The following is a 26,140-nucleotide window of genomic DNA, read 5'->3' on the forward strand; positions in this document are numbered from 1 at the left end:
GGCCCCGACCCCGACGACTTCGTCTCGCAGGTCGTCGCCGTCGTCGAGTCGATCCCGCCGGGCCGCGTGATGACCTACGGGTCGGTCGCCGCCGCCCTCGGGTCGCGGGCCTCCCGTGCCGTCGGCCAGGTGATGGCCTACGCCGGGGCCGACCTGCCCTGGTGGCGGGTGATCCGCGCCTCGGGCCACGCCCCGCGCGACCACGAGCAGCGCGCCCTCGAGCAGTACCGGGTCGAGGGCACGCCTCTGCTGTGGAGCCGGTCGGGCACCTTCCGCGTCGATCTGGAGCGCGCCTCCCACCGCCCCTGACCGGGCCGAGACTCAGGGCCGGGCCGACGGCTCGTGGCCGGAACGGGCGAGTTCGACGACGACGGTCGTCCACGACCGCCCGCCTCCCCCGAAGCCGCCCGCCGTCGCCCGGGTCGCCTCAGCGCGTCCGGTCGTAGGGGGTCGTCGTCGACACGGCGACCAGACCCGACCGCTCGAGGATCGGACGCGAGTCGTCGGTCGAGTCGCTGTGCACGAGGGTCTTGCCCTGCGCGAGGGCGGAACGCGCGCGCGCCGCGGTCAACGCCCGGTAGATGCCCCGGTGGCGGTACGCCTCGAGCGTGGCGCCGCCCCAGATGCCGACGAAGTCCGTGCCGGGGACGGGTTCGAGCCGGCCTCCGCTGACCAACCGGCCGTCGACCTCGGCGACCCAGAGCTCCATGCCGTCGCCACGGACCAACCGGGACAGCAGCGCGTCGGCCATCCGCGCGTCGACCGCCTCGCCGAACGCCTCGTCGACCATCGCACTCATCGCCCGCACGTCCGCCTCGGTGGTGACCCGACGCACCGTCACGCCCTCGGGCACCTCGCCGAGGCCCGCGAGTGCGGCGAGCGGCCCGATCATGATCGACTCGGGCTCGCCGGGTTCGAAACCCGAGGCCATGAGTGCGTCGTGCAGCCCGGGGGCACGGTCGTGCCCCCGGGTCTTCCACTCGACCCGGGTGATCTCGTCGTCGGCGTCGAAGTGCTCGACGGCGGCCGCCACCAGCGCGCGCACCGCGTCGGCGTCCGCGTCGCCGAGGTCGCGGTAGGTGACGAACCCGCGACCACCGGCGAAGGTGACGAGCCGCAACGGACCGTGGCGGGTGACCGCGATCGCGCTCGGCGTCTCGGCATCGGTGCGGAGTTGCTCGTCGTAGGCCTGCAGGTAGCTCGTCGCGTCGGTCATCGAGGCCACGCTAGCCGAGCCCGGACGGCGGGCGGGGCCCGCCGTCCGGGCCCCGCCTCACACGAGCGAGTCGCGCCACGCGGCGTGGAGCTGCGCGAAGCGGCCGGTGCCCGCGATCAGGTCGTCGGGGGTGCCGTCCTCGACGATCTTGCCGTGCTCCATCACGAGCACCCGGTCGGCGATCGCGACCGTCGACAGGCGGTGCGCGATGATGACCGCGGTGCGGTCGGCGAGCAGCGTCTGCAGGGCCTCTTGCACCATGCGCTCGGACGGGATGTCGAGCGACGCGGTCGCCTCGTCGAGGATCAGCACGCTCGGGTTCGCGATGAACGCCCGGGCGAACGACAGCAACTGGCGTTGCCCGGCCGACACCCGGCCGCCGCGCTTGTTCACGTCGGTGTCGTACCCGTCGGGCAGGGCCTCGATGAACTCGTGCGCCCCGACCGCCTTCGCCGCCCGCACGATCTCGTCGCGCGTCGCGTCGGGCTTGCCGAGCGAGATGTTGTCGGCCACCGAACCCGAGAAGAGGTACGCCTCCTGCGTCACCATGACGATGGCGCGGCGGAGGTCCTTAGGGTGCAGGTCGCGCAGGTCGACGCCGTCGAGCGTCACGGCACCGCGCGTCGGGTCGTAGAAGCGCGAGATCAGCTTCGCCAACGTCGACTTGCCGGCCCCCGTCGATCCGACGAGGGCGATGGTCTGCCCCGCCGGCACGTGGAGGTCGAAGCCGGGCAGCACGACCGTGTCGGCGTTGTAGGCGAACTCGACGTCGTCGAAGTGCACCTGCCCCTTGGCGTCCCACAGGTCGACCGGGCGCGTCGGGTCGGGCACGCTCGGCTGCTCCTCGAGCACGCCCGAGATCTTCTCGAGCGCGGCGGACGCCGACTGGTAGCCGTTGTAGAACATGGCCATCTCTTCGGCCGGGTCGAAGAACCGCTTCGCGTAGAGCGCCACCGCCAGCAGGGCACCGATCTCGAGCGAGCCGTCGATCACCCGGAAGCCGCCGAACAGCACGACCGCCGCAAGGGTCGCGTTGCCGATGAGCACCAGGCCCGGGTCGAAGGTGCCGAACAACGTGAACACCTTCGAGTTGGCCTGCCGGTAGTCCTCGACGTGACCGGCGTACTCCTTCTCGTTGCGCGCCTCCTTGCGGAAGGCCTGCACGGCACGCATGCCCGTCATCGTCTCGACGAAGTGCACGATGACGCGGGCGCTCGTGACGCGCGTCGCCCGGAACAGCTTCTGCGAGCGCACCTGGAACCACCGGGTCAACGCCACGAGCGGCACGAGGGCGACGGCGAGGACGAGGCCGCTCTGCGGGTCGAGCGCGACCAGGGCGACGGCGGTGAAGACCATGTACAGCAGGCCCGACACGAGCTGGTTGATGCCCGAGTCGAGCAGCTCGCGGATCGAGTCCAGGTCGCTCGTCTGGCGCGAGATGATGCGGCCCGACGTGTACGTCTCGTGGAACTCGAGGCTGAGCCGCTGCGTGTGCAGGAACAGCCGCTTGCGCAGGTCGAACAGGATCGCCTGGCTGATGCGCGCCGACAGCACCGTGTACTGCGCCATCAGCACCGCACCGATCACGCCGGTCACCAGGTAGGCGACCACGACGAGGATCGCCGGTGCCCAGTCCTGGTCGTCCATCAGGGCCGGCAGGGCGGTGTCGATGCCGATCGCGATCAGGGCCGGCCCCGCGACCTGCGAGGCCGTGCTGATCACGACGACGACGCCCATCAACGCGAGTCGCCAGCGCAGCGGGTGCACGAGCGAGCCGAGGAGGCGCAGCGACCGACGGCGGAGCCTCTTGCTCTCGTCCTTGGTGAAGTTCTCGCGCTCCTCGCCGCGGACGCCCTGCGTCGTCGAACCCTGCTCGGCGCGCTTCTCGGCCGGCGTGCGGCCGTCCAACGCCTCGCGCTCGACGGGGCCGTCGGCGACCGCCGGACGATCGGGACGGTCGTCCTCGAGTGTCGTGTCGGTCATGCGAGCACCTCCTCTCGGGTGGTGGTGGAGTCGTCGTCGAGCGACGAGATGACGTAGCGGTAGTGCTCGTTGCTCGCGATGAGGTCGGAGTGCCGGCCCACCGCGGTGACCGTGCCGTTCTGGAGCAGCGCGACCCGGTCGGCCAGGGTGACCGTCGACGGCCGGTGCGCGACGATCAGGGAGGTCGTGGACGCGAGCACGCGTCGCAGACCGGCCTCGACCCGCGCCTCGGTGTCGACGTCGAGGGCCGACAACGGGTCGTCGAGCACCAGCACGGCCGGGCGTGCGGCGATGGCCCGTGCCAGCGCGAGGCGCTGACGCTGGCCGCCGGACAGGCTGAGGCCCTCTTCACCCACGCGGGTGTCGACGCCCTCGGGCAGCCGCTCGACGAAGTCGGCCTGCGCGATGTCGAGTGCCTCGCGCATCACCCGGTCGGCCTCGTCGGCGTCGGCGGCGAGGTCGGGGCGACCGAGCAGGACGTTGTCACGGACGGACGCGCTGAACAGCGTCGCGTCCTCGAACGCCATGCCGATGTGACGGCGGAGCTCTTCACGGCTGAGGTCTCGGACGTCGACACCGTCGATCAGGACCTGCCCGCCGGTGACGTCGTAGAGCCGGGACACGAGCGACAGGAGCGTCGTCTTGCCCGAACCGGTGAGACCGACGAGGGCCATCGTCTCGCCGGGCTCGACGACGAGGTCGACCCCGTTGACGAGGTCGGAGAACTGGGCCGGTGAGTCCTGGTACCGGAAGTGCGTGCCCCTGAACTCGAGTCGACCGTGGGGCTCGGCGATGGTCGCCGGGTCCTCGGGGTCGGTCACCGTGTTCTCGCTGTCCATCACCTCGAAGTAGCGGTCGACGGCCGTGCGGGTGTCGAAGGTCATCGAGAGGAGGAAGCCGATCGACTCGACCGGCCAGCGCAGCACGGTCGCCGTCGCGAAGAAGGCGAACAGCTGGCCGACGGTCAGCTGGCCGTCGGCGGCCAACCAGACGCCGCCGAGCAGACAGAGCGCGAAGGCGACGTCGGGGACGAGCAGCAGCCAGAGCCACAGCTTCGAGATGGCCTTCGCCTTCTCGATCTCGGTCCCGCGGAGGTCCTCGGCCTGCTTGGCGAACTCGCGCAGCGAGTGCTTGCCGCGACCGAAGGCCTTGAGCACGCGGATTCCGTGGACGCTCTCCTCGACGCTGGTCGCCAGGTCGCCGACCTGGTCCTGGCTGCGGCGGGCGACGACCGAGTAGCGCTTCTCGAACGCGAAGCTGACGAAGAACACGGGCAGCGACGCCACGAGGAAGACGAGGCCGAGCACCCAGCTGTACGAGAACAAGACGACGAAGCCGACGACGATCGTGAGCACGTTGACCACGAGCAGCACGACACCGAACGCGAGCCAGCGGCGGATGAGGCTCAGGTCGCTGACCGACCGGCTGAGCAGCTGACCGCTCTGCCAACGGTCGTGGAACGCCACCGGCAGGTCTTGCAGCTTGGCGTAGAGGGCGTTCCGCATGGTCGCCTCGACGTGCGTGCTCGGAGTGAGCACCAGGCGACGGCGGGCACCGATCAGGATCGCCTCGGCCACTCCGAGGCCCAGCACGACGGCGAACGCGGGCCAGACCTGCGATCGGTCACCGCTCGACAGGGGGCCGTCGACGAGCAGTTGCAGGACGAGGGGGATCAGCAGGGCGACGACGGCGGCGAGAAGGGCCGCGACCATGCCCAGCACGATGCGGGGCAGGGCCGGCTTGACGTAGGGGCGGAGCCGCACGAGCGACTGCACCGTCGAGGGGCGCTTCGCCGGGTCGGGCGGGCGTGCGGACGAGGACTTCTGAGACATGGGTGATCCAAGTGTCGTGATCTGGCACGGGCGACCGAACGGAGCGGTGACCCGTGGTGGAGAAGGTGGTGCGGCGACCGTCCGGGGAGGACGCGCGGTCCCGCGGTCGCGCCCGGAGACGTCGGCGGGCGGTGTGTCGGAGGGGTGCCGGTGGGCGGCGGACCGTCTCGTCTAGACGATCGGCGCCGGGCTCGGAGAGGCCGAGGAGGCGCGACCCACGCGAGCACCGTCGGTGGCCGTGCCCACCGTGGTCAGTGTCGTCGTCGTCATCATGTCCTCCTGAGTGTCGTCATCCGTCCGTGCGGTCGTGTCCGACCGGCTGTGAGCAGCCTTACAGGATATGCGTGCCGTCGACTCCGCCGCAAGACGGAACGGTTCGGAATCGTGGACGACGCGACGCGCGCCTCCGGGGCCCCGGCCGACGGCGACCTAGTGGAAGAAGTGGCGCTCGCCCGTGAAGTACATGGTCACGCCGGCAGCCTTCGCCGCGGCCACGACCTCGTCGTCGCGGATCGACCCGCCGGGCTGGACGACCGCTGCCACGCCGGCGTCGAGCAGCACCTGCAGGCCGTCGGCGAAGGGGAAGAACGCGTCGGACGCCGCGACCGACCCGGCGGCACGCGCACCGGCGCGGTCGACCGCGAGGTGGCACGAGTCGACGCGGTTGACCTGGCCCATGCCCACCCCGACGGACGCGCCGCCCGAGGCGAGCAGGATCGCGTTCGATTTGACGGCGCGCGAGGCCTTCCAGGCGAACTCGAGGTCGGCTCTCGTCGAGGCGTCGGCCTCGTCGCCGGCCACCAGCGTCCAGCCGTCGGACGTGAACGCGTCGAACCGGTCGGCGTCCTGGACGAGCAGGCCACCCGAGATCTGCTTGACCTCGCGCGCGTCGCGGGTGAAGTCGGCGGGCAGGGTCAGCAGGCGGATGTTCTTCTTCGCGCTGAGGATCTCGACGGCCTCGGGGTCGAACGCCGGGGCGATGACGACCTCGGTGAAGATGTCCGCGACGGTCTCGGCCATGGCGCGGGTCACCGGGCGGTTGGCCGCGATGACGCCGCCGAACGCGGAGACGGGATCGCAGGCGTGCGCCCGCTGGTGCGCGTCGGCGATGGCGTCGACGGCGTCGGGCGAGGCCACGGCGATGCCGCACGGGTTGGCGTGCTTGATGATCGCGACGGCGGGCTCGTCGAAGTCGTAGGCGGCGCGCAGGGCCGCGTCCGCGTCGACGTAGTTGTTGTACGACATCTCCTTGCCGTGCAGCTGCGTCGCCTGCGCGATGCCGTGCGCGCCGGGCGTCGCGTAGATCGCGGCGGCCTGGTGGGAGTTCTCGCCGTAGCGGAGGGTGTCCTGCAGCTCGGCCGAGACGGTGACCGTGGGCTCGAAGCCGGCCCGCGCCTCCTGCTCGTCGACGACGGACGAGGAGGCGCCGGTCGCCGCGGCGGACGCGTCGGCCTCGGCGCGCACGCCCACGTGTGCGGCGAAGTACGCCGCGACCGCCGTGTCGTACGCGGCCGTGTGGGCGAAGGCCTCGCCGGCCAGGCGCTGACGCTGGGCCAGGGTCGTGCCCCCCAGCGTGAGCGCCTTCTCGATCTGCGGGTAGTTCGTCGGCGAGACGACGATCGCGACGTTGGCGTGGTTCTTCGCGGCGGCCCGGACCATCGCGGGGCCCCCGATGTCGACGTTCTCGATGACGGTCGGCACGTCGGCACCCGAGGCGACGGTCTCGACGAACGGGTAGAGGTTGACGACGACGAGCTCGAACGCGGCGATGTCGAGTTCGGCCAGCTGCGCCTCGTGCGACTCGAGCCGCAGGTCGGCGAGGATGCCGGCGTGCACCGCGGGGTGCAGCGTCTTGACGCGGCCGTCCAGCGACTCGGGGAACCCGGTGACGCTGCTGACCTCGGTGACGGCGTGGCCGGCGTCGCGGATGGTCTGGGCCGTCGAGCCGGTCGACACGATCTCGACGCCGGAGGCCGAGAGGGCGGCGGCCAGGTCGAGCAGGCCGGTCTTGTCGCTGACGCTGATCAGGGCACGACGAACGGTCACGGCGTCACGGTCGCGGTAGAGGCTGGGGTCGATGGCGTGGCCGCTCATGCGGTGGGCTCCTGTTCGAGTGTGGTCGTTCCGTTGGCGATGTCGAGCACGGTCTGGACGAGCAGTTCGCGCTCGACGACCTTGATGCGGTCGTGCAGCGACGACTCGTCGTCGCCGGGCAGGACGGGGATGCGACGCTGGGCGAGGATCGGGCCGCTGTCGACGCCCTCGTCGACGACGATGACGCTCGCGCCCGTCTGCTCGACGCCCGCCGCGAGCGCGTCGCGCACGCCGTGCGCGCCGGGGAACTCGGGCAGGTAGGCGGGGTGCGTGTTGATGAGGTTCGGCGCGAGGGCGGCGACGACCCGTGGCGGCACGAGCCGCATGAAACCGCTGAGCACCACGAGGTCGGGCTGCCACTGCTCGATCTGGGCCAACAGCTCGTCACCCCAGGCGGCACGGTCGGCGAAGTTCGAGAAGGCGACCGAGAAGGTCGGCACCCCGAAGTGCTCGGCGTGCTCGAAGCCGTCGGCCTCGCGGTCGGCGCCGACGGCGACCACCCGGGCGGGGTACTCGGCGTCGCTCGCGGCCTCGAGCAGAGCCCGGAGGTTCGAGCCGCCACCGGAGATGAGCACCACGAGCTTCAGCACCCGGCAAGCCTAGCGGCCCGGGCACGCGCACCGGGGGGGGCGGTCGGCGGTCCGTCGGACGACGGCGTCAGCGCGTGATGCCCTCGATGCGCTCGGTGTCGTCGCCGTCGCGCCGCAGGGTGGTCACGGGCACAGGGCCCGTCGGCGTGGTGTCGTCGACGACCGGGTCGTCGTGCCGCTTCGCACCGGAGCCGTCCGGCGTCGTCTCGGCTCGATCACCCGCGAACCTCGGTGGCGTCACGACCATCGCGAGCACGCCGGCGACGGCGAACTCGAGCGCCGCGAACCCGCCGACCAGCAGCGGGTCGGGTCCGACGTCGGTCAGGCGTCCGGGCCCGGCCGAGCCGGAGGCCGCCCAGGCGAGCAGGCCGAGCAGCGCTCCCCCGACGACCCCGCCGACGACCGCGACGACGATGCGACGGACCAGGTCGTCGACCCCGTACCCGGCGAGCATCCGTTGCAGCCGCGGCCTCAGGAGGGTCGCGCAGACGTACGCGGCGACGACCGGGACCAGCAGCCCGACGAAACCGAACGTCAGGTCGGCGGTGGGCAGCGCGCCGAGGAAGGGGATCGCGGGCATCGGGCCGACGGCGGTGCCCAGGGGCGAGATCGACGACCCGGTGCCGATGGCGAAGCCGGGGCCGACCAGCCACGACGCCGCCCACACGACGACGTCGGGGAGCAGGGCGAGTTGACCGAGCGTCAACGCGAGCCCTCCGAGGAACCCACCGTGCGCGCCTTCGTACAGGGTGATGATCTGGGCGTAGTTCGTCACGATCAGCACCGAGACGATCAGGGCCGACACGGCCAGGACGGCGGATGCGGCCACGGTCCCGAGCCGCAGTCCGGCGGCCGCGATGCCGGTCACCTGTCGGGGCAGTCGCGACAGGAGGCCGATCACGGCACCGGTCACGGGGTCGGCGGCCTCACCCCGACGCCGGCGCGTGACCTCCGCCATGGCCACGACAGGCACGGCGTACACGAGCGCGGGCAGGAGCGTGCCCTGCCACAACGACGGGCGTGCGAGCTCGTGCTGCGCGGAGGCCGCCAGGGCGAGGGACAGCAGGGCGAAGGTGCCGATGGTCACGAGCACGCCCGTCAGGCGGTGCGCGGTCTCGGCCGCGGCGCGGCCGGCGCGGATGCCCATCAGCACCGTGAGCAGGGCGAAGCCGAGCGCGGCCAGCGAGATGACGATGGGGGCGTCCGCCCCGGGGATGCCGGTCGCCGCGGCCGCGTCGGCGCTGAGCTGGACGGTCAGGTCGGCGCCGTGCCCGACGAGCCACGAATCGACGGCTGCGCGCCAGAAGACGACCCAGTCGATCTGCAGGCCGTACTGGAACGCCCAGAGCGAGGTCAGCACGACGAGGGGGATGCCGACGCCGATGGCCACGACGAGCAGGGCTTCGAGCGCGGAGAAGAGAGCGGTGACTGGGCGGTTCATCGCGAGCGACTGTACCGGTGCCGACCGGGGCCGGCCTGCTGCCCCGCCGCCCGCGACGACGACGCCGCTCCGCACCCGACGGCCCGCCCGCACGACGACGGGCGTGTCCGTCGTGGCCGGCGTCCGAGGACGACCAGCCGTGACGAACACGCCCGTCGAGGAGGCGCGGGTCGGCCCCTACAGGGAGGCGTAGACCTCGCGGAGCAGCGCCGCGGTCTCGCTCGGCGTCTTGCCGACCTTGACGCCGGCGGCTTCGAGCGCCTCTTTCTTCGCCTGGGCGGTGCCGGCCGAGCCGGACACGATCGCACCGGCGTGGCCCATCGTCTTGCCCTCGGGGGCGGTGAAGCCCGCGACGTAGCCGACGACGGGTTTGGTGACGTGTGCCTTGATGTAGTCGGCGGCACGCTCTTCGGCGTCGCCGCCGATCTCGCCGATCATGACGATCGCCTTGGTGTCGGGGTCGGCCTCGAACGCCTCGAGGGCGTCGATGTGCGTCGTGCCGATGACCGGGTCGCCACCGATGCCGATGGCGGTCGAGAAGCCGAGGTCGCGCAGCTCGAACATCATCTGGTAGGTCAGGGTGCCCGACTTCGAGACCAGGCCGATGGGCCCCGAGCCCGAGATCGAGGCGGGCGTGATGCCCACCAGCGACTCGCCGGGCGTGATGATGCCGGGGCAGTTCGGGCCGATGATGCGGGTCGTCCCGCCCTTGGCCTTGGCGAGCGCCCAGAACTCGGCGCTGTCCTGCACCGGGATGCCCTCGGTGATGACGACGACGAGCGGCACCTCGGCCTCGATGGCCTCGACGACGGCGTCCTTGGCGAACGCCGGCGGTACGAAGACGATCGAGACGTCCGCGCCGGTCTCGGCGACGGCCTCGGTGACGGTGCCGAAGACGGGGAGCTCGACGTCACCGTGGGTGACGGTCGTGCCGGCCTTGCGGGCGTTGACGCCGCCCACGACCTTCGTGCCCGCCTTGAGCATGAGCGCGGTGTGCTTGGTGCCCTCGCCGCCGGTGATGCCCTGGACGATGACCTTGCTGTCCTTGTTGAGGAAGATCGACATTGTTCTGTGCAGTCCTTACTTCGAAGCCAGCTCGGCGGCCTTGTCGGCAGCCTCGTCCATGGTCGCGACGACGGTGACCAGCGGGTGCGCCGCCTCCGCCAGGATGCGTCGACCCTCGTCGACGTTGTTGCCGTCGAGTCGCACGACGAGCGGCTTGGTGGCCGCGTCGCCGAGGATGCCGAGGGCGGCGACGATGCCGTTGGCGACCGCGTCACAGGCGGTGATGCCACCGAAGACGTTGACGAAGACGCTCTTGACCTGGGCGTCGCCCAGGATCACGTCGAGCCCCGCCGCCATGACCTCGGCGCTCGCTCCGCCGCCGATGTCGAGGAAGTTGGCGGGCTTGACGCCGCCGTGCGCCTCGCCGGCGTACGCGACGACGTCCAGCGTCGACATGACGAGACCTGCACCGTTGCCGATGATGCCGACCTCGCCGTCGAGCTTCACGTAGTTGAGGCCGGCGGCCTTGGCCTTCGCCTCGAGCGGGTCGGCCGCGTCGGCGTCCTCGAGCTCGGCGTGGCCGGGGTGACGGAACTCGGCGTTCTCGTCGATGGAGACCTTGCCGTCGAGGGCGACGATGTCGCCCTGCTCGGTGAGCACGAGCGGGTTGACCTCGACGAGGGTCGCGTCCTCGCCCTCGTAGACGGCGTAGAGCTTCACCAGCACGGGGGCGACCTTCTCGACGAGCTCGTCGGGGAACCCGCCGGCCTTCGCGATCTCGGTGGCCTTCGCGAGGTCGATGCCCGCTCGGGGGTCGACCTCGATGCGCGCCAACGCGTCGGGCTTCTCGACGGCGAGCTGCTCGATCTCCATGCCGCCCTCGACGCTGCAGAGCGACAGGTACGAACGGTTGGCACGGTCGAGCAGCACCGAGAAGTAGAACTCGCGGGCGATCTGGGCGCCGCCGGCGATCATGACGCGCTTGACGACGTGGCCCTTGATGTCGAGCCCGAGGATGTCCTTCGCCGCGGCCTCGGCGTCGTCCGGGGTCTTCGCCACCTTGACGCCGCCGGCCTTGCCTCGGCCGCCGACCTTGACCTGGGCCTTCACGACGGTGACGCCACCCAGCTTCTCGGACGCCGCTCGCGCCTCCTCGGGGGTGTCGGCCACGATGCCCGGCAGCACGGGCACGCCGTACTGCTCGAACAGGTCTCTGGCCTGGTACTCGAAAAGATCCACGCTGTTCTTCCAATCCGCATCGCTGCGTCGTCTCACCATGATCCGTCTCGACATCGAGCCATCTCGACATGAAGACATATGGGCCGCGGTCAGCCTAGCGGGCGACCCCAGGGGTACGCCGAGCGTGGCGTCTGCTGTGAGCATCGGGGGCCAGCTGCCGCCTGGGGAGTAGACGAGAGACACCCCGACAGAACCAGAAGACGGAGACACGCATGTCGAAAGAGAAAAACCTCGCCACGCAGGAGCGCCTCGGCGAGATCCTGACCGCCCGTGAGATCGACCGCCTCGGCGAAGGTTTCCACGCCGACGTCGTCGACCACGACCCGGCCCCCGACGCACCCGCCGGCCTCGCCGGCATCCAGGCCTTCTGGACCGAGTTCTTCGCGGCCTTCCCCGACGCCGACCTCGCGGTCGAGACCCTCGTCGCCGACGACGAGAACGTCACCGCCGTCTTCACGATCTCGGGCACGCACACCGGCACGTTCCAGGGCGCGGAACCCACGGGCAAGTCGTTCACCGTGCGCGGCATCCAGGTCGGCCGGTTCGACGAGGACGGCCTGCTCGTCGAGCGCTGGGGCGCCACCGACGAGGCCGGCATGAAGCAGCAGCTCGGTCTGGCCTGAGCCGCTCCCCCACCACCCCGCACCATTCTCGAGAGGACGCATCATGAGCGACACGAACACCCCCGCAGCATCGGGCGAGCAGCCCTACGACCAGGCCGACGAGTTCGCCGAGTCCGAGCAGATCGCGACGAACGACGCCGTGGCCGGCGAGACGGTCTTCCCCGGCGTCGGCGAGGGCAACGACGGCCCCACCGGTGGCGCGCCCCGCGAGGGCTCGCCCGAGTACGCCTCGAACGACCTCGAGGGCGACGAGATCGACCTCGACGAGACCGAGTGACCTCGGTCACCACCGTCTGACGACGCCCCCGCCGCACCTCGCGGCGGGGGCGTCGTCGCGTCACGGCTCCTCCCCCGGCCTGCGTCAGCGGGAACCGTGCACAGGAGGCGCGGTGCCGGCCTCGGCAGCCGGGGTGGCTGCCCGATCGTCGGTGCATGACATCACCAACGAAGGCCCTCGGGCCCCCCAGACGGCGCCTCGCGCTCGCCCTCGCCCTGTTGTTCTCCGTCGCCGTCGGGCTGCTCGGCCACGCTCCGGCCGCCGCCGTGACCGGCACGGGACTCGGCCCGGGCCACCTCTGGCGTGGCGACGACGTCTCGTGGCTCGGCACCTACCGACTCGACGACGGCACCCAGGCGTTCTGCCTCGAAGCCGGCAAGAGCTCGCCCGTCGGCAACCACTACGACACGACCACGGGTGGTGACGTGATCGGCGTCTCGACCGACGACCACGCGCGGCTCGCGTACATCGCCCGCACCTGGGGCGGCACGACCGACGCCGACACGGCCGCCGCGGGACAGCTCGCGGTCTGGACCATCACCGGCCTGAACGGCCACACGCAGCGGTACTACGCCGGCCGTGCCAACGAGCGGTGGCCGATCGTGCTCGAACGCGCGAACCAGATGCTCGCCGAGGCCTCGTCGGCCGCGTCGAAATCCGTCGCGGCATCGATCACCGTCGAACTCTCGGACGACGGCACCGGGCTGATCCGCCCCGACCTCACAGTCGACCGTGTGGCGGGCGGGCCGACGAGCCTCGAACCGACACATGCAGGCACGGTCACCCTGGACGGCGCCGTGTTCGCGGACGGCTCGACCACGGCCGTCGTCCGCAACGGCGAGAGCGTGTCCGTCGTCGCCACCGGTGACGCTGCCCACGTCACCGTGAACGCCTCGGTCGAGTTCGTCGACCTGCCGTACGGACGGGTGACCACGGTGGGGAACAGTCCCGCGGGCTCACAGATGATCCTCTTCTCGGGCGGGGTCGCGGCCTCCGCCTCCGAAGCCGCGAGTGTCGAGCAGCTGTCGCCCCTGCCGTTCCAGCCCACGGTGTCGACCGTCACCAGCGACACCGTGGCCGAGACGGGGACGGTCGTCACCGACCAGGTGACGCTCGGCGTGCGGCCCGGAGACGGGCTCCTGTCCGAGTGGGGGCGATACGACGACGCGGGTAGCTGGCGTCCCGTACCGGTCACGGTGCGGAGCCGCCTGCTCGGGCCCTTCTTCGCTCCCGTGGTCGAGGCCGCCGCGTGGCCGGACGACGCCCCGCTGGTCTGCGAGGTCGCCCTCGAGGTAGTCGACGGTCCTGGCACCTACTCGACGCCGGGCTGCGAGCTGCCCGCCGGCGGTTACTACACGTGGGTCGAGACCATCGATCCTGCGGACACTCCGGTCGAAGCGGGGCGTGACCGGGTGGGTTCCTGGCGCTCTCCCTTCGGCACGGCGACCGAGACGACGTTCGTGCCCTGGACGCCGACCATCTCGACCGTGGTGTCCGACGCCGAGATCGACCCCGGTGCCTGCGTCAGCGACGAACTCACCGTCGTCGACCTCCACCCCGACGTGCCCGGCGGGGTCGACGTCGAGTCGGTGCTCGTCGGACCGTTCGCCGAGGCCCCCGAGGTGGGAAGCGACCTCGGACAGATCGGCCGCCTCGACCCGGACCTGATCGTGGCCCGCGAGACCGTCGCCACCAGCGAGGACGGCACCTACGCCACGCCCTGCGTCACGCTCGAGCGACCCGGCACGTACGTCTTCCTGTTCTCGTCGGAGGGGTCGGCGGCCGCCGAGGACGGCAGCAGGATCGTGCCGGCCTTCGCCGACACCACCGTCTACCGGAGCGAGATGACGACCGTCCGACAACCGGCGCCGGCCGATGCCCCCGCGCCTCCGGCGAGGCTGGCCTTCACCGGTTCGACCGGTGGAGGGCAACCGTTGCTCGTCGCCCTCGGCATCATGGGTACCGGCTTGGTGCTCGTGACGGCGGCAGGTGCGCTGCACCTTCGGAGGCGCCGCCCGGACCGGGGCTCGGAGACGGCCTGCCGTGCGGTCGAGACCGACGCCCTGTCGTCGTTCGGCCTGGGCGAGGCGCGATGAGCCCCCGGGTGCAGGTGCCCAGAAGCGGCCCGGGCTCAACCGGCCCGGTCGAACGGCACCTGCACCCGGACGGCTCGACCGCTGCCGTCGTCCACGAGGGCGAACCCGGGCGTCGGCCGGTCGGCGAGGTCGGACTTCGTCAGCCGGAGCCCCACCTGGTCACCTTCGTTGGGCAGCTGTGGGCTGAGCACGGCGCCGCACCGGTTGTTCCTCACGTCGACCTGCCAGCCGGCCCACCCGGACAACACCTCGCCGGTCGTCCCGGCCACGACGAGTGCGCGACCGGTGTCGGGGCACGACCTGAGGAACTCCGCGAGCCACTCGCCCGCGGGGCAGTCCTTGAGGTGTTCGCCGTCGTCGATGACGAGCACGCGAGGGCCGTCGGCGTCTGCGAAGAAGGGCGCGAGGAGGGCCTCCTCGACGGTCCGGGTGGTGATCACCGCGACCACGCCGGGCAACCCCTCGAGCGCCCGCAGCGGCGATCGCCGTGGGGCGACGACGACCACTCCGATGCGCTGGGCCGTGAGCGACCGGACGACGGCTACCAGGACGGTGCTGCGCCCGCTCTTCGGGGGGCCCGTCACGACATAGCTGCCCGGGCCGTCGGCGAGGTCGGGACCCCACGGAACGAGGTCGTCGCCACCGACGCCGATCAAGGCGAAGACGCTCGCCCGGTCAGCCGCTCCCCGGCGGGACCAGGCGTCGTCGAACGAGATGGGGCCCGCCAGTTCGTCGACGCGGAAGGGCCGACGGGCGGCAGGAACATCACGGTCACGGTGAGCCGCCGACGCCGCCCGCCGTCTCAGCGCCTCGGCCTGCGCCTGCCCCGTGGCCTCGGCATCGATCAAGGCGACCTGCGTCTCGATCGAGGTCTCGGCGGTGAAGCCCCGCCCTGGGGGCAGGACGTCGGGCAGTGCCCGCGCGTTCAGACCGGCGAGGGCGTAGTCGGCCCGGTCGGTCAGGCGCAGGAGCAGCTTGTCGTCGACCAGGGCGGCGAGCCGGCCCGCGACGAGCTGCCGGTCACCCGTGACGAGCACGTGGAGCCCGACCGCGGCACCCTCACGCAAGAGCACCCCCACCTGGTCGACGAGCTTGCCGTGCTCGATCTCGGCGAAGCTGCCCGTGAACCCTTCCCACCGGTCGATCATGACGACCAGGTGCGGCAGGCGGTCCCCCTCGGGAGAGGCTCGTCGCTGCTCGACCACGCCCGCATGACCTCCCGCTGCGAACACCTGTTGCCGCCGGTAGGTCTCGTCGACGAGCTTCGTCAGCAGGCGCCGGACCCGGTCGAGCTGGGTCCGCTGGACGACGGCTCCGACGTGCGGAAGGCTCTCGAGCGGCAGCAGGGCACCGCTGCCGCAGTCGATGCCGTAGAGGTGCACGTCGGCGCAGCTCGTCCGGTCGGCGAGGGAGGCCGCGACCGTGCGGAGCACCTGCGAGCGTCCCGTCCGCGGGGCGCCGACGACGAAGAGATGCCCCAGGGTCTGCAGGTCGAGCGCGGCCGGGGCCTGGTGCTGTTCGGCCGGGAAGTCCTGCCGACCGAAGGGCAGCACGGCCACGTCGCCGGGGACGCACGCGTCGACATCCGAGCCCGTCCGGGACCCTGCCAGGTCGTCGAGCACGAGCCTGTCGGGCAAGGCGTCGAGCCACGGACGATGCGGGCGAGGAATCCCGAGACGGGTGCAGGCCGCGGCGAGCGCGTCGACGAGCTCGGCCAGGTCGGTGCGACCGGCGGACTCGGTCGTCGTCCGTGGCGGCGGCTCGGCCACGACCCGCCCGAGGTCCCGCCAGTCGAGCGGACTCGACCACACCTCGGGCACGACCTCGGCCACCGCCCCGGGGCGTCGGCCACCGACACGGCCTGCCTGGAACGGGACGAGTGCACTGGCCCCCAATCGGACGAAGGCGCGACCCGGTGTCGACTTGGAGATGCCGGCCGCGTCACCCGCGTCGATGACGTCGCTGCTCTCACCTGCATCGGTCACGCGAAGGGCGATCCTCAGGTTCGTGTTCGCCCTGATGTCGCCGGTGACGACGCCCGTCGGCCGCTGCGTCGCGAGCACGAGGTGGATTCCGAGAGAACGCCCGCGCTGGGCGATGTTGACGAGGCCGGTCACGAAGTCCGGCAACTCGCGGACCATGCTGGCGAACTCGTCGATCACGATCAGGAGGCGCGGCAACGGAGGCCTCGCATCGTCACCGACCGCGCCCTCCACGTAGTCCTCGAGGTCCTTCGCTCCGGCGTCGGCGAGGAGGTGCTCGCGGCGTCGCAGCTCGGCCCCGAGCGAGTGCAACGCCCGCTCCACGAGGTGCGTGTCGAGGTCGGTGACCATCCCGACGGTGTGGGGCAGCGGCGCGAAGTCCCGGAACGCGGCACCACCCTTGTAGTCGACGAGGACGAACGTCATCGACTCGGGGGTGTTCGCGGCGGCGAGCGACGCGACCATGCTCTGCAGCAACTCGGACTTGCCGGAGCCGGTCGTGCCTGCCACGAGACCGTGCGGACCGTCCCTACGGAGGTCGAATGCGAACGGGCCGTCGAGGCTCTCTCCGATGACGACCTCGGTCGTGGGGCCCGTGCGAGCCCATCGGTCGAGTACGGCCTCGGCGGTGGGGGGTTCGAGCTGCAGCACGTCGAGCAGCCGGGAACGCGCCGGGAGCCCGCCCGTTCCGCCGCCGTCGTCGACGTCGACCACCGGGGCGACGGCCCGGGCGACGGCCTCGAACCAGCCGGCGGGCAGCAGGTCGGCCTTGACCTCGCGCACGTCGGCGGTGCGGTGCACATCAAGGGAATGCCGCGCGAGGCCGCAGGTGACGACGGCGACGCACTCCTCGGGAAGGGATCGGCGTTCGGCGTCGACGCACACGGCGTACACGCCGACGGAGGGCCCGTCCCGCAGGACGCGGACGAGCCCGGGCAGTGCCCGCAACCGCCGCGCACCGTCGACGACGAGGACGATGTCGGTGGCCGCACGGAGGGCCCCCTGCGACTCCCGCACCGCCCGCCGGCGAGAGTCGATCTCGGCCCCGAGCTCGGCGATGCGGCGGGCGACGGTCTCGGCGTCGTTGCCGACCCAGGCGGCGGCTGGACGACCGTTCTCGGGACGGGCATGGGGGACATGGGCCAGCCAGGACCAGTCGTCGCCCGCAGCGTGTTCGGTCAGGACGACCAACCGCACGTCGCGGGGGCTCTGTGCGACGGCGAGCTGAGCCAGCATCCACGCGACGAGAGGTCTGGCGTGTTCGGATCGGCCTGCCACCCCGACGACCCCGTGGTCGGCCAGATCGACGGTGACGGGCACGTCGACCGCGGGGCGAGCGACGGTCCGACGGTGCTCGAGTTCGGCCGGGTCCTCGATGGTGACACCCGAGGGCAGATCCGCCGTGCCGATCCTGACGCGCAGGTGGTCCGGATCGTCACGACGGCGTTCCCACAACCGTGAGCGACGCCGGGCGGCGATGTCGAGCACGGTGGCGGCGTCGGGACTGAGGTGTCGCAACTCGCGCTGCAGCTGCCGCACGGCGCTCTCGGCATCCGCCGCCACCGCCTCCTTCGTGGCCTGATGGTCGGCGAGGCGTTGCCGGTGCGAGACCTTCCCGTTGCGCTTGTCGTAGAGGTGGTTGCCCATCATGACCACCGGCGACATGAGCCCGAAGGCGAGGAAGGCGACGTTCCCGAACACGCTGACCATGACGACGGCCATCAGCATCGGCGCCAGCGCCGCGACGATCGGCAGGGGCCGCTTCGCACCCTGTTGGGGTTCGGCGGGGAACCGGAACGTCGTGGTCGGCGGTTCCGGCAGGAGGCGCGGTGGGCGTGCGTGGTCGAGGGTGCCTCCCCCCTCGCTCACGGTGATCGCGGCGGACGGGTGCCCGGCCGGCGCGACGGCGAGGAGGGTGTCGCCGATGGTGATGACGCAGTGTTCGTCCACGGCGGCCGTACCTCGGACGGGAACGCGGTCGACGAGCACGAGTGGCCCGCGAGCCTCGTCGTCGGACTCGGGGAAGGCGTCGACCGTGGGGGTCAGCGTGAAGCGCCCGGCGCCGTCGAGTTCGATCGTCGCGACGATCGGCGGCACCCGCACGTCGTCCAGCCTCACGCCTGCGTCGGGACCGCTTCCGAGGTGGACGAGCCCGACGTCGACGACGTGGATCGTCCCTGCCCCGCGGCCTCCGATGATGCGGATGGTGGGCAGATCGGCAGGCGAACGGAGGTGCGTCGCCGGGCCGCCGAAGCCGACGACGGCGCCGTCGAGCAGGATTCCCGAACTCATGCGCGCGGTCGGGTCGACCGGCACCCCGTCGACCGTGATGCTCCCGGGCTCAGCGGGCGGGGCGTGACCCGAGTGACCCAGTGACGACGCGAGGTGCCGCGCCACGGCGTCGACGGTGGTGTCCGGATCGACCAGGACCGAGCGGTCCGCCCGGTGGCCCGTCGGGACGTGCAGGACGGTGACGCTCAGCCTCACGCGGCGGGCACCACGCTGATGTCGTCCACGAACACGTCGACTTCGTCGATCATGCCGAGGACGCCCTCCGGCCCGCCGACCTGGCAGGTGACGCGGAGATCGTACGGCTCGGCCCGGAAGGCGTAGACGAGCGTGGCGTGGAGGCCGGCGTCGCCGTCGCCGTCGACGGCCGCGTACCGCACGCCTCGGAGCCCCTGCCCGAGACCGCTCGCCTCGACCTGCTCGACGACGGGAGGCTCGACCGCGGCGACGTCGCTGTCGAAGACCATGGCCCGGAGGGCGACATCACGATCGCCTTCGACGAACCCGTACTGGACGCGCAGCAGCGACGGAGGGGTCGCGATGTCCGGCAGGTAGAGGTACCGGCGTTCGTCCTCGGGCGACCAGCGCGCGAGGGCCGAGAGCACCTCCGTCAGCCAGGACCGGGAGGCGCGGGTCGACACCTCGGACCGCTCGGCCACGGTGCGCACGGTCGCCTTGATCCACGATCGCGGCGCGCGGTGACCGTCATGCGGCCAAGAGGTCGGAAGGGCCACCCAGGTCTCGGGTTCGTGCCCGATGAGGATGTCGAAGTCGGTGGTGGCATCGGTGCCGGTTTCGGTCATGGCGCAGGTCGCTTTCTGTGGCAGTCGAGGGGGTTCAGGCGAGGGGCCGGTCGGTGACGAGGCGCCCTTCGGCGTCACGCCAGCGGAAGGTGCTGAGCATGGCGTCGAAGACGTCGGTGACGGCGTCGACGATGCGGGTTCGTGCGTCGATGTCGGACCCGGTGTCGGCGTCGGCGTCGCCCGGCGCGGCCGACGCATCGGTCGCTGAGCCGATGGTGAGGACGAGGGTGAGCAGTCGGTCGTCATGACCGGCGACTCGCGTGAGGACGGTCCGACGGCGGAGGGGCGTCAGGTCGGCGACCTCGTCGGGTGCGGCACGGTCGTCCTGCGCCGGGGCTTCAGCTGCGGGGTCGGTCCAGACCACCGCCGGGTCGCCGGCGAGGACGATCGGAGCCGCCCCGTGGGTGGCGACGCGTCGCAGCAGCAGCCGGTCGAGGTCGGCATGCGGAGTCCGGGTGACGGGCACGGACGCGACGACGATCGAGCACACGATGTCGGTGCCGGGCAGCGGGCCCGCACTGAGGTACGAGTCGAGCACACGGCCGTTGACGTCGGCCGCGAGCGCACGCCCGAGTGCCGACCCGAACCGCATCCGCCAGTCGTCGGGGGCCGTTCCGGTTCCGGGTGCGGGCTGGTCTCCCAGCTGCTCGGCGACGAACGCCGCTGCGTCAGGCGCGTCCATTCCACCCGGCACCCGGACGAACCCCGGAGGCACGACGATCGAATACGACGCCGCCACCGTCCCGGCCGTCCGCCCCACGCGCCCCGGGCCGCTCACGGAATGTCCTTCGGGTTCGTGCTGGCTGAACACGATGGACGATTCTCGGCGAGGGGCACCTCTGCCGGAGCCCGTGTCTTCTCGCGTCCGTGTTTTCTCTTTCGCTGCAGAAAGACGATTCCCAAACCGATGAAGGCGACGAACTCCGCGAGGAATAGACCTACGGCTAAAGTCGAATCGCGCGGCCAGTCTGCGGACCTTCTGAAGAGATCTCCGAAGACCCAGGCGTATCCAGCGCTGAGCCCGCACCAGAACGCCAAAACCCAGGGATGCATGGTGTAGGGGACATCGAAGCCCCCTCGTCGTAGGAGATGGACGGCAACCAGCGCCAGCCCTATTGCCGAAACCCAGAAGGGAAAACTAGGCCAGGGAGCGGGGGGCCAATTCTGTCCCGCTTCGAAAAGGGATTTGCCCGCAGGGTTCACGCGGAGATTACCGCCCTGCGGAATGGCGATGAGACCGAGGGTGAGGCGCATCGCCTGTGAATAGACAGCCGGCGTGATAGCCAAGGCCCCGGCGATGACGGGCAGGAGCCCGTCTAGTCGCTGACGCGGCGACACCACTGCGACTCGTCGGCCCGCCATCAGAGTTGAGTGCCCGGCGACATACGCCACGTGCTCTGCGAGCCCTTGGATTCTTGCATCTGCCTCATGCCCAGCTGCGTCGCGTCGCTCAACCCGCGCAAGTGGTCGAAGGACTGTAACCCCCGCGCCACATTGAGGCGGACCATCACACGTGAGACTTCCGAAGCATCATCAGCCAGCGCACCCGGCCGACTGGCCCTCATGAAATGAAGCATGCGGCCGACGTCGGCGTCACCTAACCCCTTGACGAGCGACCAGTCACCTAACCCGGGGCGGGCGCGCTGCCAACTCCTGCTCACGGACCCGAAGGCGAGCCCCTTCGAGTAGCCCTGCGAAACTAGGTGGTTCGCTCTCGTCCGAGCAAGTCCCGCCATCATGCCGCGAGCCGAACCTACGGCGAGACCTCCGAGCCCCATGGTCACGACTGAGAGGCCAGCAAGGGCGACGTCGGTCCAGATGCCTGTTCCTGCGGTCGCTCGAGCTGCCGTGATGGCAAATGAGGCGAGGACAACTATGGCGGCCAATATGTTGACTCCTGGTATGAGGAGAGCAATGGCTGCCAGCCCCACCCCGACGACAGTCAAGACGTCCAGCAGCGTGCTGATCCACGAGTCGTTCTCCTCCATCCACTTCTGGAAGGCGGCGAAGCCCGCGTCCCACGCGCCTCCGAGGTCGTCCCAGAGGGTGTCGGCGAGGCCGTCGTCGGTGGCGTCGTCGATCCTCGCGATGGCAGCCGTCGCGGCGGTCTCGACGGACGTGTGCGCATCGGTGAGGCGGCGCGCGTAGAGGGTGACCCGGCCCCGCGCCTCCTCGGCTTTCGTGCGCTGCGCCGCGGCCTGGTCGAGGTGCTCCTGCTTCGTCACCTCGTCGGTGGCCACCAGCGCGAAGTGCTCGTACCGCTCGACCAGCTTCTCGGCTGCGGCGAGGTCGTCGACGGCGTCTCGGTGGTTCGCCAGGGCCGGCGCAGCTGCCTCTTGGGCCAGCGACAATTCGGACGCGTACGCCTTGAGCGCAGCCCCCGTTTCTCCGTATCGTCCCTCGGCCTTGCCGAGACTCGCGGAGACCTCCTCGGCCTTGACCACGAACGCGTCCAGGGCGTCGCTGGACGACGACCCCGTCTCGAGCGATCGCAGCTTCGCTGCCGCACCTCGGATCGAGGCCGCCACCGACTCGTAATGGCTCGCCATGGAGTTCAACAGCACCGGGTCGCCCGACACCCCCACCAGCGAATCGGCCGCCACACCGGCGAGCGTGCCGGCCGTCATCTGTCGCCCCCGACCAAGACGCCCTCGAGTTCTCCGTCGACCTCGGTGAAGGTCTCGTCGATGGTCGACAACGCCGTGCCCAGCTCGGTGATCTGCTCGGCGAGCTTCGCCCGCCGGTCGTTCCAGTTCGTCGCGAACGACGTGACCTTCGCCGCCAGCCGGACGTGCCCGCAAGCCTCGGCCGTGGCCGACACCGAGGAGTCGTTCGACTCGAACTCGGTCTTCACGGTGGCCAGGTCGGCGAGCAACGCCTCGAGACCCGCACCGTCGATGTTGAGGCTCGTTCGAGCCATGAGGTCCTCCCCTCGTGCCGGAAGCCGGAGCGCGTCGCGTCTCACCGCGACCCGCCCCGGCCGTCCCCGTGTGTGGTCGGTCAGCCCAGGCTGCTGGCGAGCTGCTGGTCGGCGCCCTCGAGGGTGCTTGCCGCGTTCTCGAGGAACGTCGCCATGCTCTCGACCGCCGAGATCGTCTTCGACGCCCCGGTCGTGAACTCGGTGTACGTCGCGTCGAATGCCTTCGACGACTTGTCGGTCACGTAGCCCGAGCCGACGAGGTTGTCGATCTGCGACTTCATCTGACCCAGCTGGTCTTCGATCGCACGCTGCCCGTTGCGCAGCTGGGTGGCCTGCGTGCGCAGGTCGTCGTAGGTGACGGTGACATTGGCCATGAGGTGGTCCCTCTCGTTGGTGGTGCCGACCGGTCGGTCGGACTCGACCAATATGTCATGCCTGATAGTTTGCGTAACGGTTCTCCACAGATCGGAGTCGACATGCGTCGCAAGAAGGACAAGCCCAGGAGGCGCGAGCAACACCCGACGCCACCTCCGGTGATCACCGCCGAGACGATTCGTGAGCAACGTGCCGAAGGGCTGCTCTCGCGCGTCACCACCCTGCCCCTCCAGCCGCCCGCGCCGATCGTGACGTCCCCTCCCCCGCCGACCCGCGCCTCCTCTGGGTTCGTCGTCGAGGAGCGCCTAAGCGGGCCGGCACAGCAGGCTCCCGTCATCCCGGAGAGCACGCCACCGTCCGCCGCCGCACCCTCCGCGCCCCTCGCGACCTTCGCACCCCGCGCTGCCCCGATCCCTCACGCGCCGCGATTTGCCGCCACCACCCCGAGGCGGTCAGCCCCCGATCAGCCGGCCGGCGGTGACGCGGTGCCACCCGTTCCCGATCTCGAGGCGACGACGCTTCGCCCTCGGCACTACGGCCTGCGGCTGCCGGACGAGAGCGTCGTCCCCGTCACACGGCGCGCGATCGTGGTCGGGCGTCGAACCGACCGCCCCCTGCCCCCGCCGCCCGACGCCGATGTCGTGCCCCTCGACGACGCCGGCCGGTCGCTGTCTCGCCATCACGTCTCGATCGTGATCGGTACCGACGCGGCCGTCTGGGTCACCGATCTCGGCTCGGGAAACGGCACGACCCTCGTGGCGACCACCGGCGAGGTCACCGAACTCGAGGCTCACACCCCGGCGCGCGCCCGGGTCGGATCGCTGCTGTCGATCGGCGACCACAGCGTGACGGTCGTCCGGCACCGACCCGAGAGCGACACGACCGCGGCCCTCCTGCCTTCCAGGACACACGACACGACCTCTCGCGAGAACGCGGAGGGGATCTAGATCTTCTCGATCGGCGCGACCTTGATCAGCAGCTTCTTGCGCCCGGCTCCGTCGAAGAGCACCTCGGCGATGCGACGGGCGCCGATGCCGGTGACGGCCATGACACGGCCCTCGCCGAAGTCGACGTGCGAGATGCGGTCGCCGGCCTCAAGCTGCATGTCGCCGTTGTCGCGCACGGTACCCGTGACCCGGTTGGCCCACTCGGTCTTGGGCTTCGTCTTGGCCGCCGCCGTGGCCCGGTCGTAACTGCCCGAGCCGTAGCCGCCCGACGCCCGCGGTGTCGCTCCGCGGTTGCCGTCGCCCCCCTCGCGACGGGCGTTGAGCGCCCGCGGCTGCGTACCCCCACGGCTGGTGGCCATGCCGGGCGACTGCTTCCAGTCGATGAGCTCGACGGGGATCTCTTGCAGGTACCGCGACGGCATCGCCACGTTGACCTCGCCGAACTGCGCCCGGGTCATCGCGAGAGACAGGAACAGCCGCTGCCGAGCACGCGTGATGCCGACGTAGAACAGTCGTCGCTCTTCGGACGGACCGCCGGGCTCGTTCGCCGACATGCGGTGCGGCAACAGGTCTTCTTCGACGCCGGTGAGGAACACCGCCTCGTACTCGAGCCCCTTGGCGGTGTGCAGGGTCATCAGCGACACCGTGCCGCTCGTGTCGTCGAGGTCGTCGGCGGCCGCGACCAGCGTGACCTCGGTGAGGAAGTCGAGCAGCGTGCCGTCGGGGTTGTTCTTCTGGAACTCTTTCGTCACCGCGACGAGTTCGTCGATGTTCTCGGCGCGGGCCTCGTCTTGCGGGTCACGCGACGCCCGCAGCACCTCGACCAGGCCGCTGCCCGCGATCAGGGCCGACAGGATCTCGTGGACGGGCGCGGTCGCCGCCGTGGCCTGCACGTCGTCGAGCAGCTTCGCCAAGCCCGTGATCGCGCCGGTGACCTTCGGCCCGAGGCCGAGCTGGTCGGCGTTGCGCATCGCGTCACGCAGCGGCGCCTCGTTGGTGTCGGCCCAGCGCTGCATCGCGGTCTCGGTCGCCGGACCGATGCCGCGCTTGGGCACGTTCATGATGCGTCGCAGGGCGAGCGGGTCGGCCGGGTTGGCGACGGTGATCAGGTACGCCATGGCGTCCTTGATCTCGGCACGCTCGTAGAACTTGGTGCCACCGAGCACGCGGTAGGGGATGGCTGAGCGGATGAAGATCTCTTCGAGCGCCCGCGTCTGCGAGTTGGTGCGGTAGAAGACGGCCATGTCTTTGTAGTCGGTGCCGGACTCGTGCAACGCCGCGATCTCGTCCGCGACGAACTGGGCCTCGTCGTGACCGGTGTAGCCGGTGAACCCGACGATCTTCTGGCCGGCGCCGACCGTGGTGAACAGGTTCTTGGCCTGTCGGTCGAAGTTGTTCGAGATGACCGCGTTGGCGGCGTCGAGGATGTTCTGGGTCGAGCGGTAGTTCTGCTCGAGCAGGATGACCTTCGAGTTCGGGAAGTCGCGCTCGAACTCGACGATGTTGCGGATGTCGGCGCCCCGGAACGCGTAGATCGACTGGTCGGAGTCACCCACCACGGTGAGCGACGCCCCGGGGATGCCGCCACTGCCGTCGCGCATCGACTGGACGAACTGGCCTCCCCTCTCGAGCTCGTCGACGAGGTCGGCCTGCACCGGCCGGGTCAGCTCGCGGATGAGCGAGTACTGCGCGTGGTTGGTGTCTTGGTACTCGTCGACCAGGATGTGCCGGAACCGCCGCTGGTACTGGGCGGCCACGTGCGGGAACGCGCGGAACAGGTAGACGGTCTGGGCGATGAGGTCGTCGAAGTCGAAGGCGTTGGCCCGCTGCAGCTCGCGGGTGTACTGCCGGAAGATCTCGAGGAACATGACCTCTTGCGGGTCGTTCATGTTGATCTGGCGCGAGTACGACTCGACATCGCTGAGCTCGTTTTTGAGCTTGGAGATCTTGCCCGAGGCCATGCTGACCGTCAGCCCGAGCTGGTCGGCGTCGAGCTCTTTCAGGATGCGCTTGAGCAGGGCCCTCGAGTCGGCGGAGTCGTAGATCGTGAAGCTCTTGGTGAAGCCGAACTGCTCGGCCTCGCGCCGGAGGATTCGCACGCACGCCGAGTGGAACGTGCTGATCCACATGCCCTCGCCTGCTTGACCGACGAGGTGCGCCACGCGCTCGCGCATCTCGGCCGCGGCCTTGTTGGTGAAGGTGATGGCGAGGATCTGGCTGGGCCACGCCTCACGCGTCGCCAGCAGGCCCGCGATGCGGCGGGTCAGCACGCTGGTCTTGCCCGAGCCGGCACCGGCCACGATCAGCAGCGACTGCCCGCGGTACTCGACCGCCTCTTTCTGCTGGGGGTTGAGACCGGCGGTCAGGGGGTCGCCGGAACCGCCGGCAGCGTCAGAGGGCTCGAGCACGATCGTCATGGCCCGTCGAG

20 protein-coding genes are annotated in these 26,140 nt (G+C 70.8%); 5 read left to right on the top strand and 15 right to left on the bottom strand.

All coding sequences use genetic code 11. The features are described from left to right. The coding region (locus ARTHRO9V_RS12840) for an MGMT family protein (protein ID WP_201298944.1) at positions 1–309 on the top strand (309 nt) is incomplete at its 5' end. Positions 310–427: 118 nt separating this feature from the next. Here ARTHRO9V_RS12840 and ARTHRO9V_RS12845 read toward each other — a convergent pair. The 8 genes from ARTHRO9V_RS12845 to sucC all read right to left on the bottom strand — a co-directional run bounded on the left by ARTHRO9V_RS12845 (position 428) and on the right by sucC (position 11,400). Beyond that, a complete protein-coding gene (locus tag ARTHRO9V_RS12845; RefSeq protein WP_159827746.1) occupies positions 428–1,216 on the bottom strand; it encodes a GNAT family N-acetyltransferase in 789 nt (262 codons plus the stop codon). A gap of 57 nt (positions 1,217–1,273) precedes the next feature. Continuing rightward, positions 1,274–3,199, bottom strand: a complete 1,926-nt coding sequence (locus tag ARTHRO9V_RS12850) for an ABC transporter ATP-binding protein (RefSeq protein WP_082460047.1) — start codon at positions 3,197–3,199, stop codon at positions 1,274–1,276. Then, complete coding sequence (locus tag ARTHRO9V_RS12855; RefSeq protein ID WP_159827749.1) at positions 3,196–5,031, bottom strand: ABC transporter ATP-binding protein; 1,836 nt, start codon at positions 5,029–5,031, stop codon at positions 3,196–3,198. Before ARTHRO9V_RS12855 ends, ARTHRO9V_RS12850 begins: the two co-directional genes overlap by 4 nt. A 429-nt stretch (positions 5,032–5,460) precedes the next feature. Beyond that, positions 5,461–7,125 carry a bifunctional phosphoribosylaminoimidazolecarboxamide formyltransferase/IMP cyclohydrolase gene (purH, locus tag ARTHRO9V_RS12860; protein WP_159827752.1) on the bottom strand — a complete coding sequence of 555 codons (1,665 nt, stop codon included), beginning with the start codon at positions 7,123–7,125 and terminating at the stop codon, positions 5,461–5,463. Next, positions 7,122–7,715, bottom strand: coding sequence for a phosphoribosylglycinamide formyltransferase (gene purN / locus ARTHRO9V_RS12865; protein ID WP_054147430.1), 594 nt, complete (start codon positions 7,713–7,715; stop codon positions 7,122–7,124). Before purN ends, purH begins: the two co-directional genes overlap by 4 nt. A 67-nt stretch (positions 7,716–7,782) precedes the next feature. Then, complete coding sequence (locus ARTHRO9V_RS12870; RefSeq protein ID WP_236557045.1) at positions 7,783–9,156, bottom strand: DUF6350 family protein; 1,374 nt, start codon at positions 9,154–9,156, stop codon at positions 7,783–7,785. A gap of 177 nt (positions 9,157–9,333) precedes the next feature. After that, positions 9,334–10,221, bottom strand: a complete 888-nt coding sequence (gene sucD / locus ARTHRO9V_RS12875) for a succinate--CoA ligase subunit alpha (protein WP_056043398.1) — start codon at positions 10,219–10,221, stop codon at positions 9,334–9,336. 15 nt (positions 10,222–10,236) lie between these two features. Then, entirely contained in the window at positions 10,237–11,400 is a 1,164-nt protein-coding gene (sucC, locus tag ARTHRO9V_RS12880; RefSeq protein WP_056043401.1) for an ADP-forming succinate--CoA ligase subunit beta, read from the bottom strand. A gap of 212 nt (positions 11,401–11,612) precedes the next feature. Here sucC and ARTHRO9V_RS12885 point away from each other — a divergent pair, with 212 nt between their 5' ends. From ARTHRO9V_RS12885 to ARTHRO9V_RS12895, 3 genes are all read left to right on the top strand, one after another. Beyond that, the gene (locus ARTHRO9V_RS12885) at positions 11,613–12,023 is read left to right on the top strand and encodes an ester cyclase (RefSeq protein WP_056043403.1); all 411 of its coding nucleotides are present in this window, start codon (positions 11,613–11,615) and stop codon (positions 12,021–12,023) included. A gap of 43 nt (positions 12,024–12,066) precedes the next feature. Beyond that, positions 12,067–12,300, top strand: a complete 234-nt coding sequence (locus ARTHRO9V_RS12890) for a hypothetical protein (protein ID WP_056043406.1) — start codon at positions 12,067–12,069, stop codon at positions 12,298–12,300. Between the two features lie 155 nt (positions 12,301–12,455). Beyond that, on the top strand, positions 12,456–14,396 hold the full coding sequence (locus ARTHRO9V_RS12895) for a thioester domain-containing protein (RefSeq protein WP_159827755.1): 1,941 nt from the start codon (positions 12,456–12,458) through the stop codon (positions 14,394–14,396). Between the two features lie 35 nt (positions 14,397–14,431). Here ARTHRO9V_RS12895 and ARTHRO9V_RS12900 read toward each other — a convergent pair whose 3' ends face one another. From ARTHRO9V_RS12900 to ARTHRO9V_RS12925, 6 genes are all read right to left on the bottom strand, one after another. After that, positions 14,432–18,865: an FtsK/SpoIIIE domain-containing protein gene (locus ARTHRO9V_RS12900; protein ID WP_159827758.1), complete on the bottom strand. Its 4,434-nt coding sequence runs from the start codon at positions 18,863–18,865 to the stop codon at positions 14,432–14,434. Then, a complete protein-coding gene (locus ARTHRO9V_RS12905) occupies positions 18,862–19,470 on the bottom strand; it encodes a hypothetical protein (RefSeq protein ID WP_159827761.1) in 609 nt (202 codons plus the stop codon). The genes ARTHRO9V_RS12900 and ARTHRO9V_RS12905 overlap by 4 nt, the downstream gene beginning before the upstream one ends. A gap of 34 nt (positions 19,471–19,504) precedes the next feature. Beyond that, entirely contained in the window at positions 19,505–20,248 is a 744-nt protein-coding gene (locus ARTHRO9V_RS12910) for a hypothetical protein (protein ID WP_159827764.1), read from the bottom strand. Positions 20,249–20,831: 583 nt separating this feature from the next. Then, positions 20,832–22,097, bottom strand: a complete 1,266-nt coding sequence (locus ARTHRO9V_RS12915) for a putative T7SS-secreted protein (protein WP_236557046.1) — start codon at positions 22,095–22,097, stop codon at positions 20,832–20,834. Then, positions 22,094–22,390, bottom strand: coding sequence for a hypothetical protein (locus ARTHRO9V_RS12920; RefSeq protein ID WP_056043422.1), 297 nt, complete (start codon positions 22,388–22,390; stop codon positions 22,094–22,096). Before ARTHRO9V_RS12920 ends, ARTHRO9V_RS12915 begins: the two co-directional genes overlap by 4 nt. An 80-nt stretch (positions 22,391–22,470) precedes the next feature. Continuing rightward, positions 22,471–22,764 (bottom strand): WXG100 family type VII secretion target, encoded by a 294-nt coding sequence (locus ARTHRO9V_RS12925; protein ID WP_043594286.1) that lies wholly within the window; start codon positions 22,762–22,764, stop codon positions 22,471–22,473. A 102-nt stretch (positions 22,765–22,866) separates the two neighbouring features. Here ARTHRO9V_RS12925 and ARTHRO9V_RS15900 point away from each other — a divergent pair, with 102 nt between their 5' ends. Then, positions 22,867–23,712, top strand: a complete 846-nt coding sequence (locus ARTHRO9V_RS15900) for an FHA domain-containing protein (RefSeq protein WP_255477639.1) — start codon at positions 22,867–22,869, stop codon at positions 23,710–23,712. On the opposite strand, the gene ARTHRO9V_RS12935 is transcribed toward ARTHRO9V_RS15900, so the two are convergent. Next, positions 23,709–26,129 carry an ATP-dependent helicase gene (locus ARTHRO9V_RS12935; protein ID WP_159827772.1) on the bottom strand — a complete coding sequence of 807 codons (2,421 nt, stop codon included), beginning with the start codon at positions 26,127–26,129 and terminating at the stop codon, positions 23,709–23,711. The genes ARTHRO9V_RS15900 and ARTHRO9V_RS12935 overlap by 4 nt on opposite strands. Between the last annotated feature and the right edge of the window lie 11 nt (positions 26,130–26,140).

The sequence above is a fragment of the Frigoribacterium sp. 9N genome (genome assembly GCF_902506305.1).
Taxonomy (GTDB): domain Bacteria; phylum Actinomycetota; class Actinomycetes; order Actinomycetales; family Microbacteriaceae; genus Frigoribacterium.

What these genes read in the sequence shown, in the direction of transcription:
- ARTHRO9V_RS12935 (WP_159827772.1), bottom strand. Translation starts at nt 26,129, where the DNA reads ATGACGATCGTGCTCGAGCCCTCTGACGCTGCCGGCGGTTCCGGCGAC.
- ARTHRO9V_RS12915 (WP_236557046.1), bottom strand. Translation starts at nt 22,097, where the DNA reads ATGACGGCCGGCACGCTCGCCGGTGTGGCGGCCGATTCGCTGGTGGGG.
- ARTHRO9V_RS12890 (WP_056043406.1), top strand. Translation starts at nt 12,067, where the DNA reads ATGAGCGACACGAACACCCCCGCAGCATCGGGCGAGCAGCCCTACGAC.
- ARTHRO9V_RS12850 (WP_082460047.1), bottom strand. Translation starts at nt 3,199, where the DNA reads ATGACCGACACGACACTCGAGGACGACCGTCCCGATCGTCCGGCGGTC.
- ARTHRO9V_RS12905 (WP_159827761.1), bottom strand. Translation starts at nt 19,470, where the DNA reads ATGACCGAAACCGGCACCGATGCCACCACCGACTTCGACATCCTCATC.
- ARTHRO9V_RS12925 (WP_043594286.1), bottom strand. Translation starts at nt 22,764, where the DNA reads ATGGCCAATGTCACCGTCACCTACGACGACCTGCGCACGCAGGCCACC.
- ARTHRO9V_RS12855 (WP_159827749.1), bottom strand. Translation starts at nt 5,031, where the DNA reads ATGTCTCAGAAGTCCTCGTCCGCACGCCCGCCCGACCCGGCGAAGCGC.
- ARTHRO9V_RS12870 (WP_236557045.1), bottom strand. Translation starts at nt 9,156, where the DNA reads ATGAACCGCCCAGTCACCGCTCTCTTCTCCGCGCTCGAAGCCCTGCTC.
- purH (WP_159827752.1), bottom strand. Translation starts at nt 7,125, where the DNA reads ATGAGCGGCCACGCCATCGACCCCAGCCTCTACCGCGACCGTGACGCC.
- ARTHRO9V_RS12845 (WP_159827746.1), bottom strand. Translation starts at nt 1,216, where the DNA reads ATGACCGACGCGACGAGCTACCTGCAGGCCTACGACGAGCAACTCCGC.
- ARTHRO9V_RS15900 (WP_255477639.1), top strand. Translation starts at nt 22,867, where the DNA reads ATGCGTCGCAAGAAGGACAAGCCCAGGAGGCGCGAGCAACACCCGACG.
- ARTHRO9V_RS12920 (WP_056043422.1), bottom strand. Translation starts at nt 22,390, where the DNA reads ATGGCTCGAACGAGCCTCAACATCGACGGTGCGGGTCTCGAGGCGTTG.
- ARTHRO9V_RS12895 (WP_159827755.1), top strand. Translation starts at nt 12,456, where the DNA reads ATGACATCACCAACGAAGGCCCTCGGGCCCCCCAGACGGCGCCTCGCG.
- sucD (WP_056043398.1), bottom strand. Translation starts at nt 10,221, where the DNA reads ATGTCGATCTTCCTCAACAAGGACAGCAAGGTCATCGTCCAGGGCATC.
- ARTHRO9V_RS12885 (WP_056043403.1), top strand. Translation starts at nt 11,613, where the DNA reads ATGTCGAAAGAGAAAAACCTCGCCACGCAGGAGCGCCTCGGCGAGATC.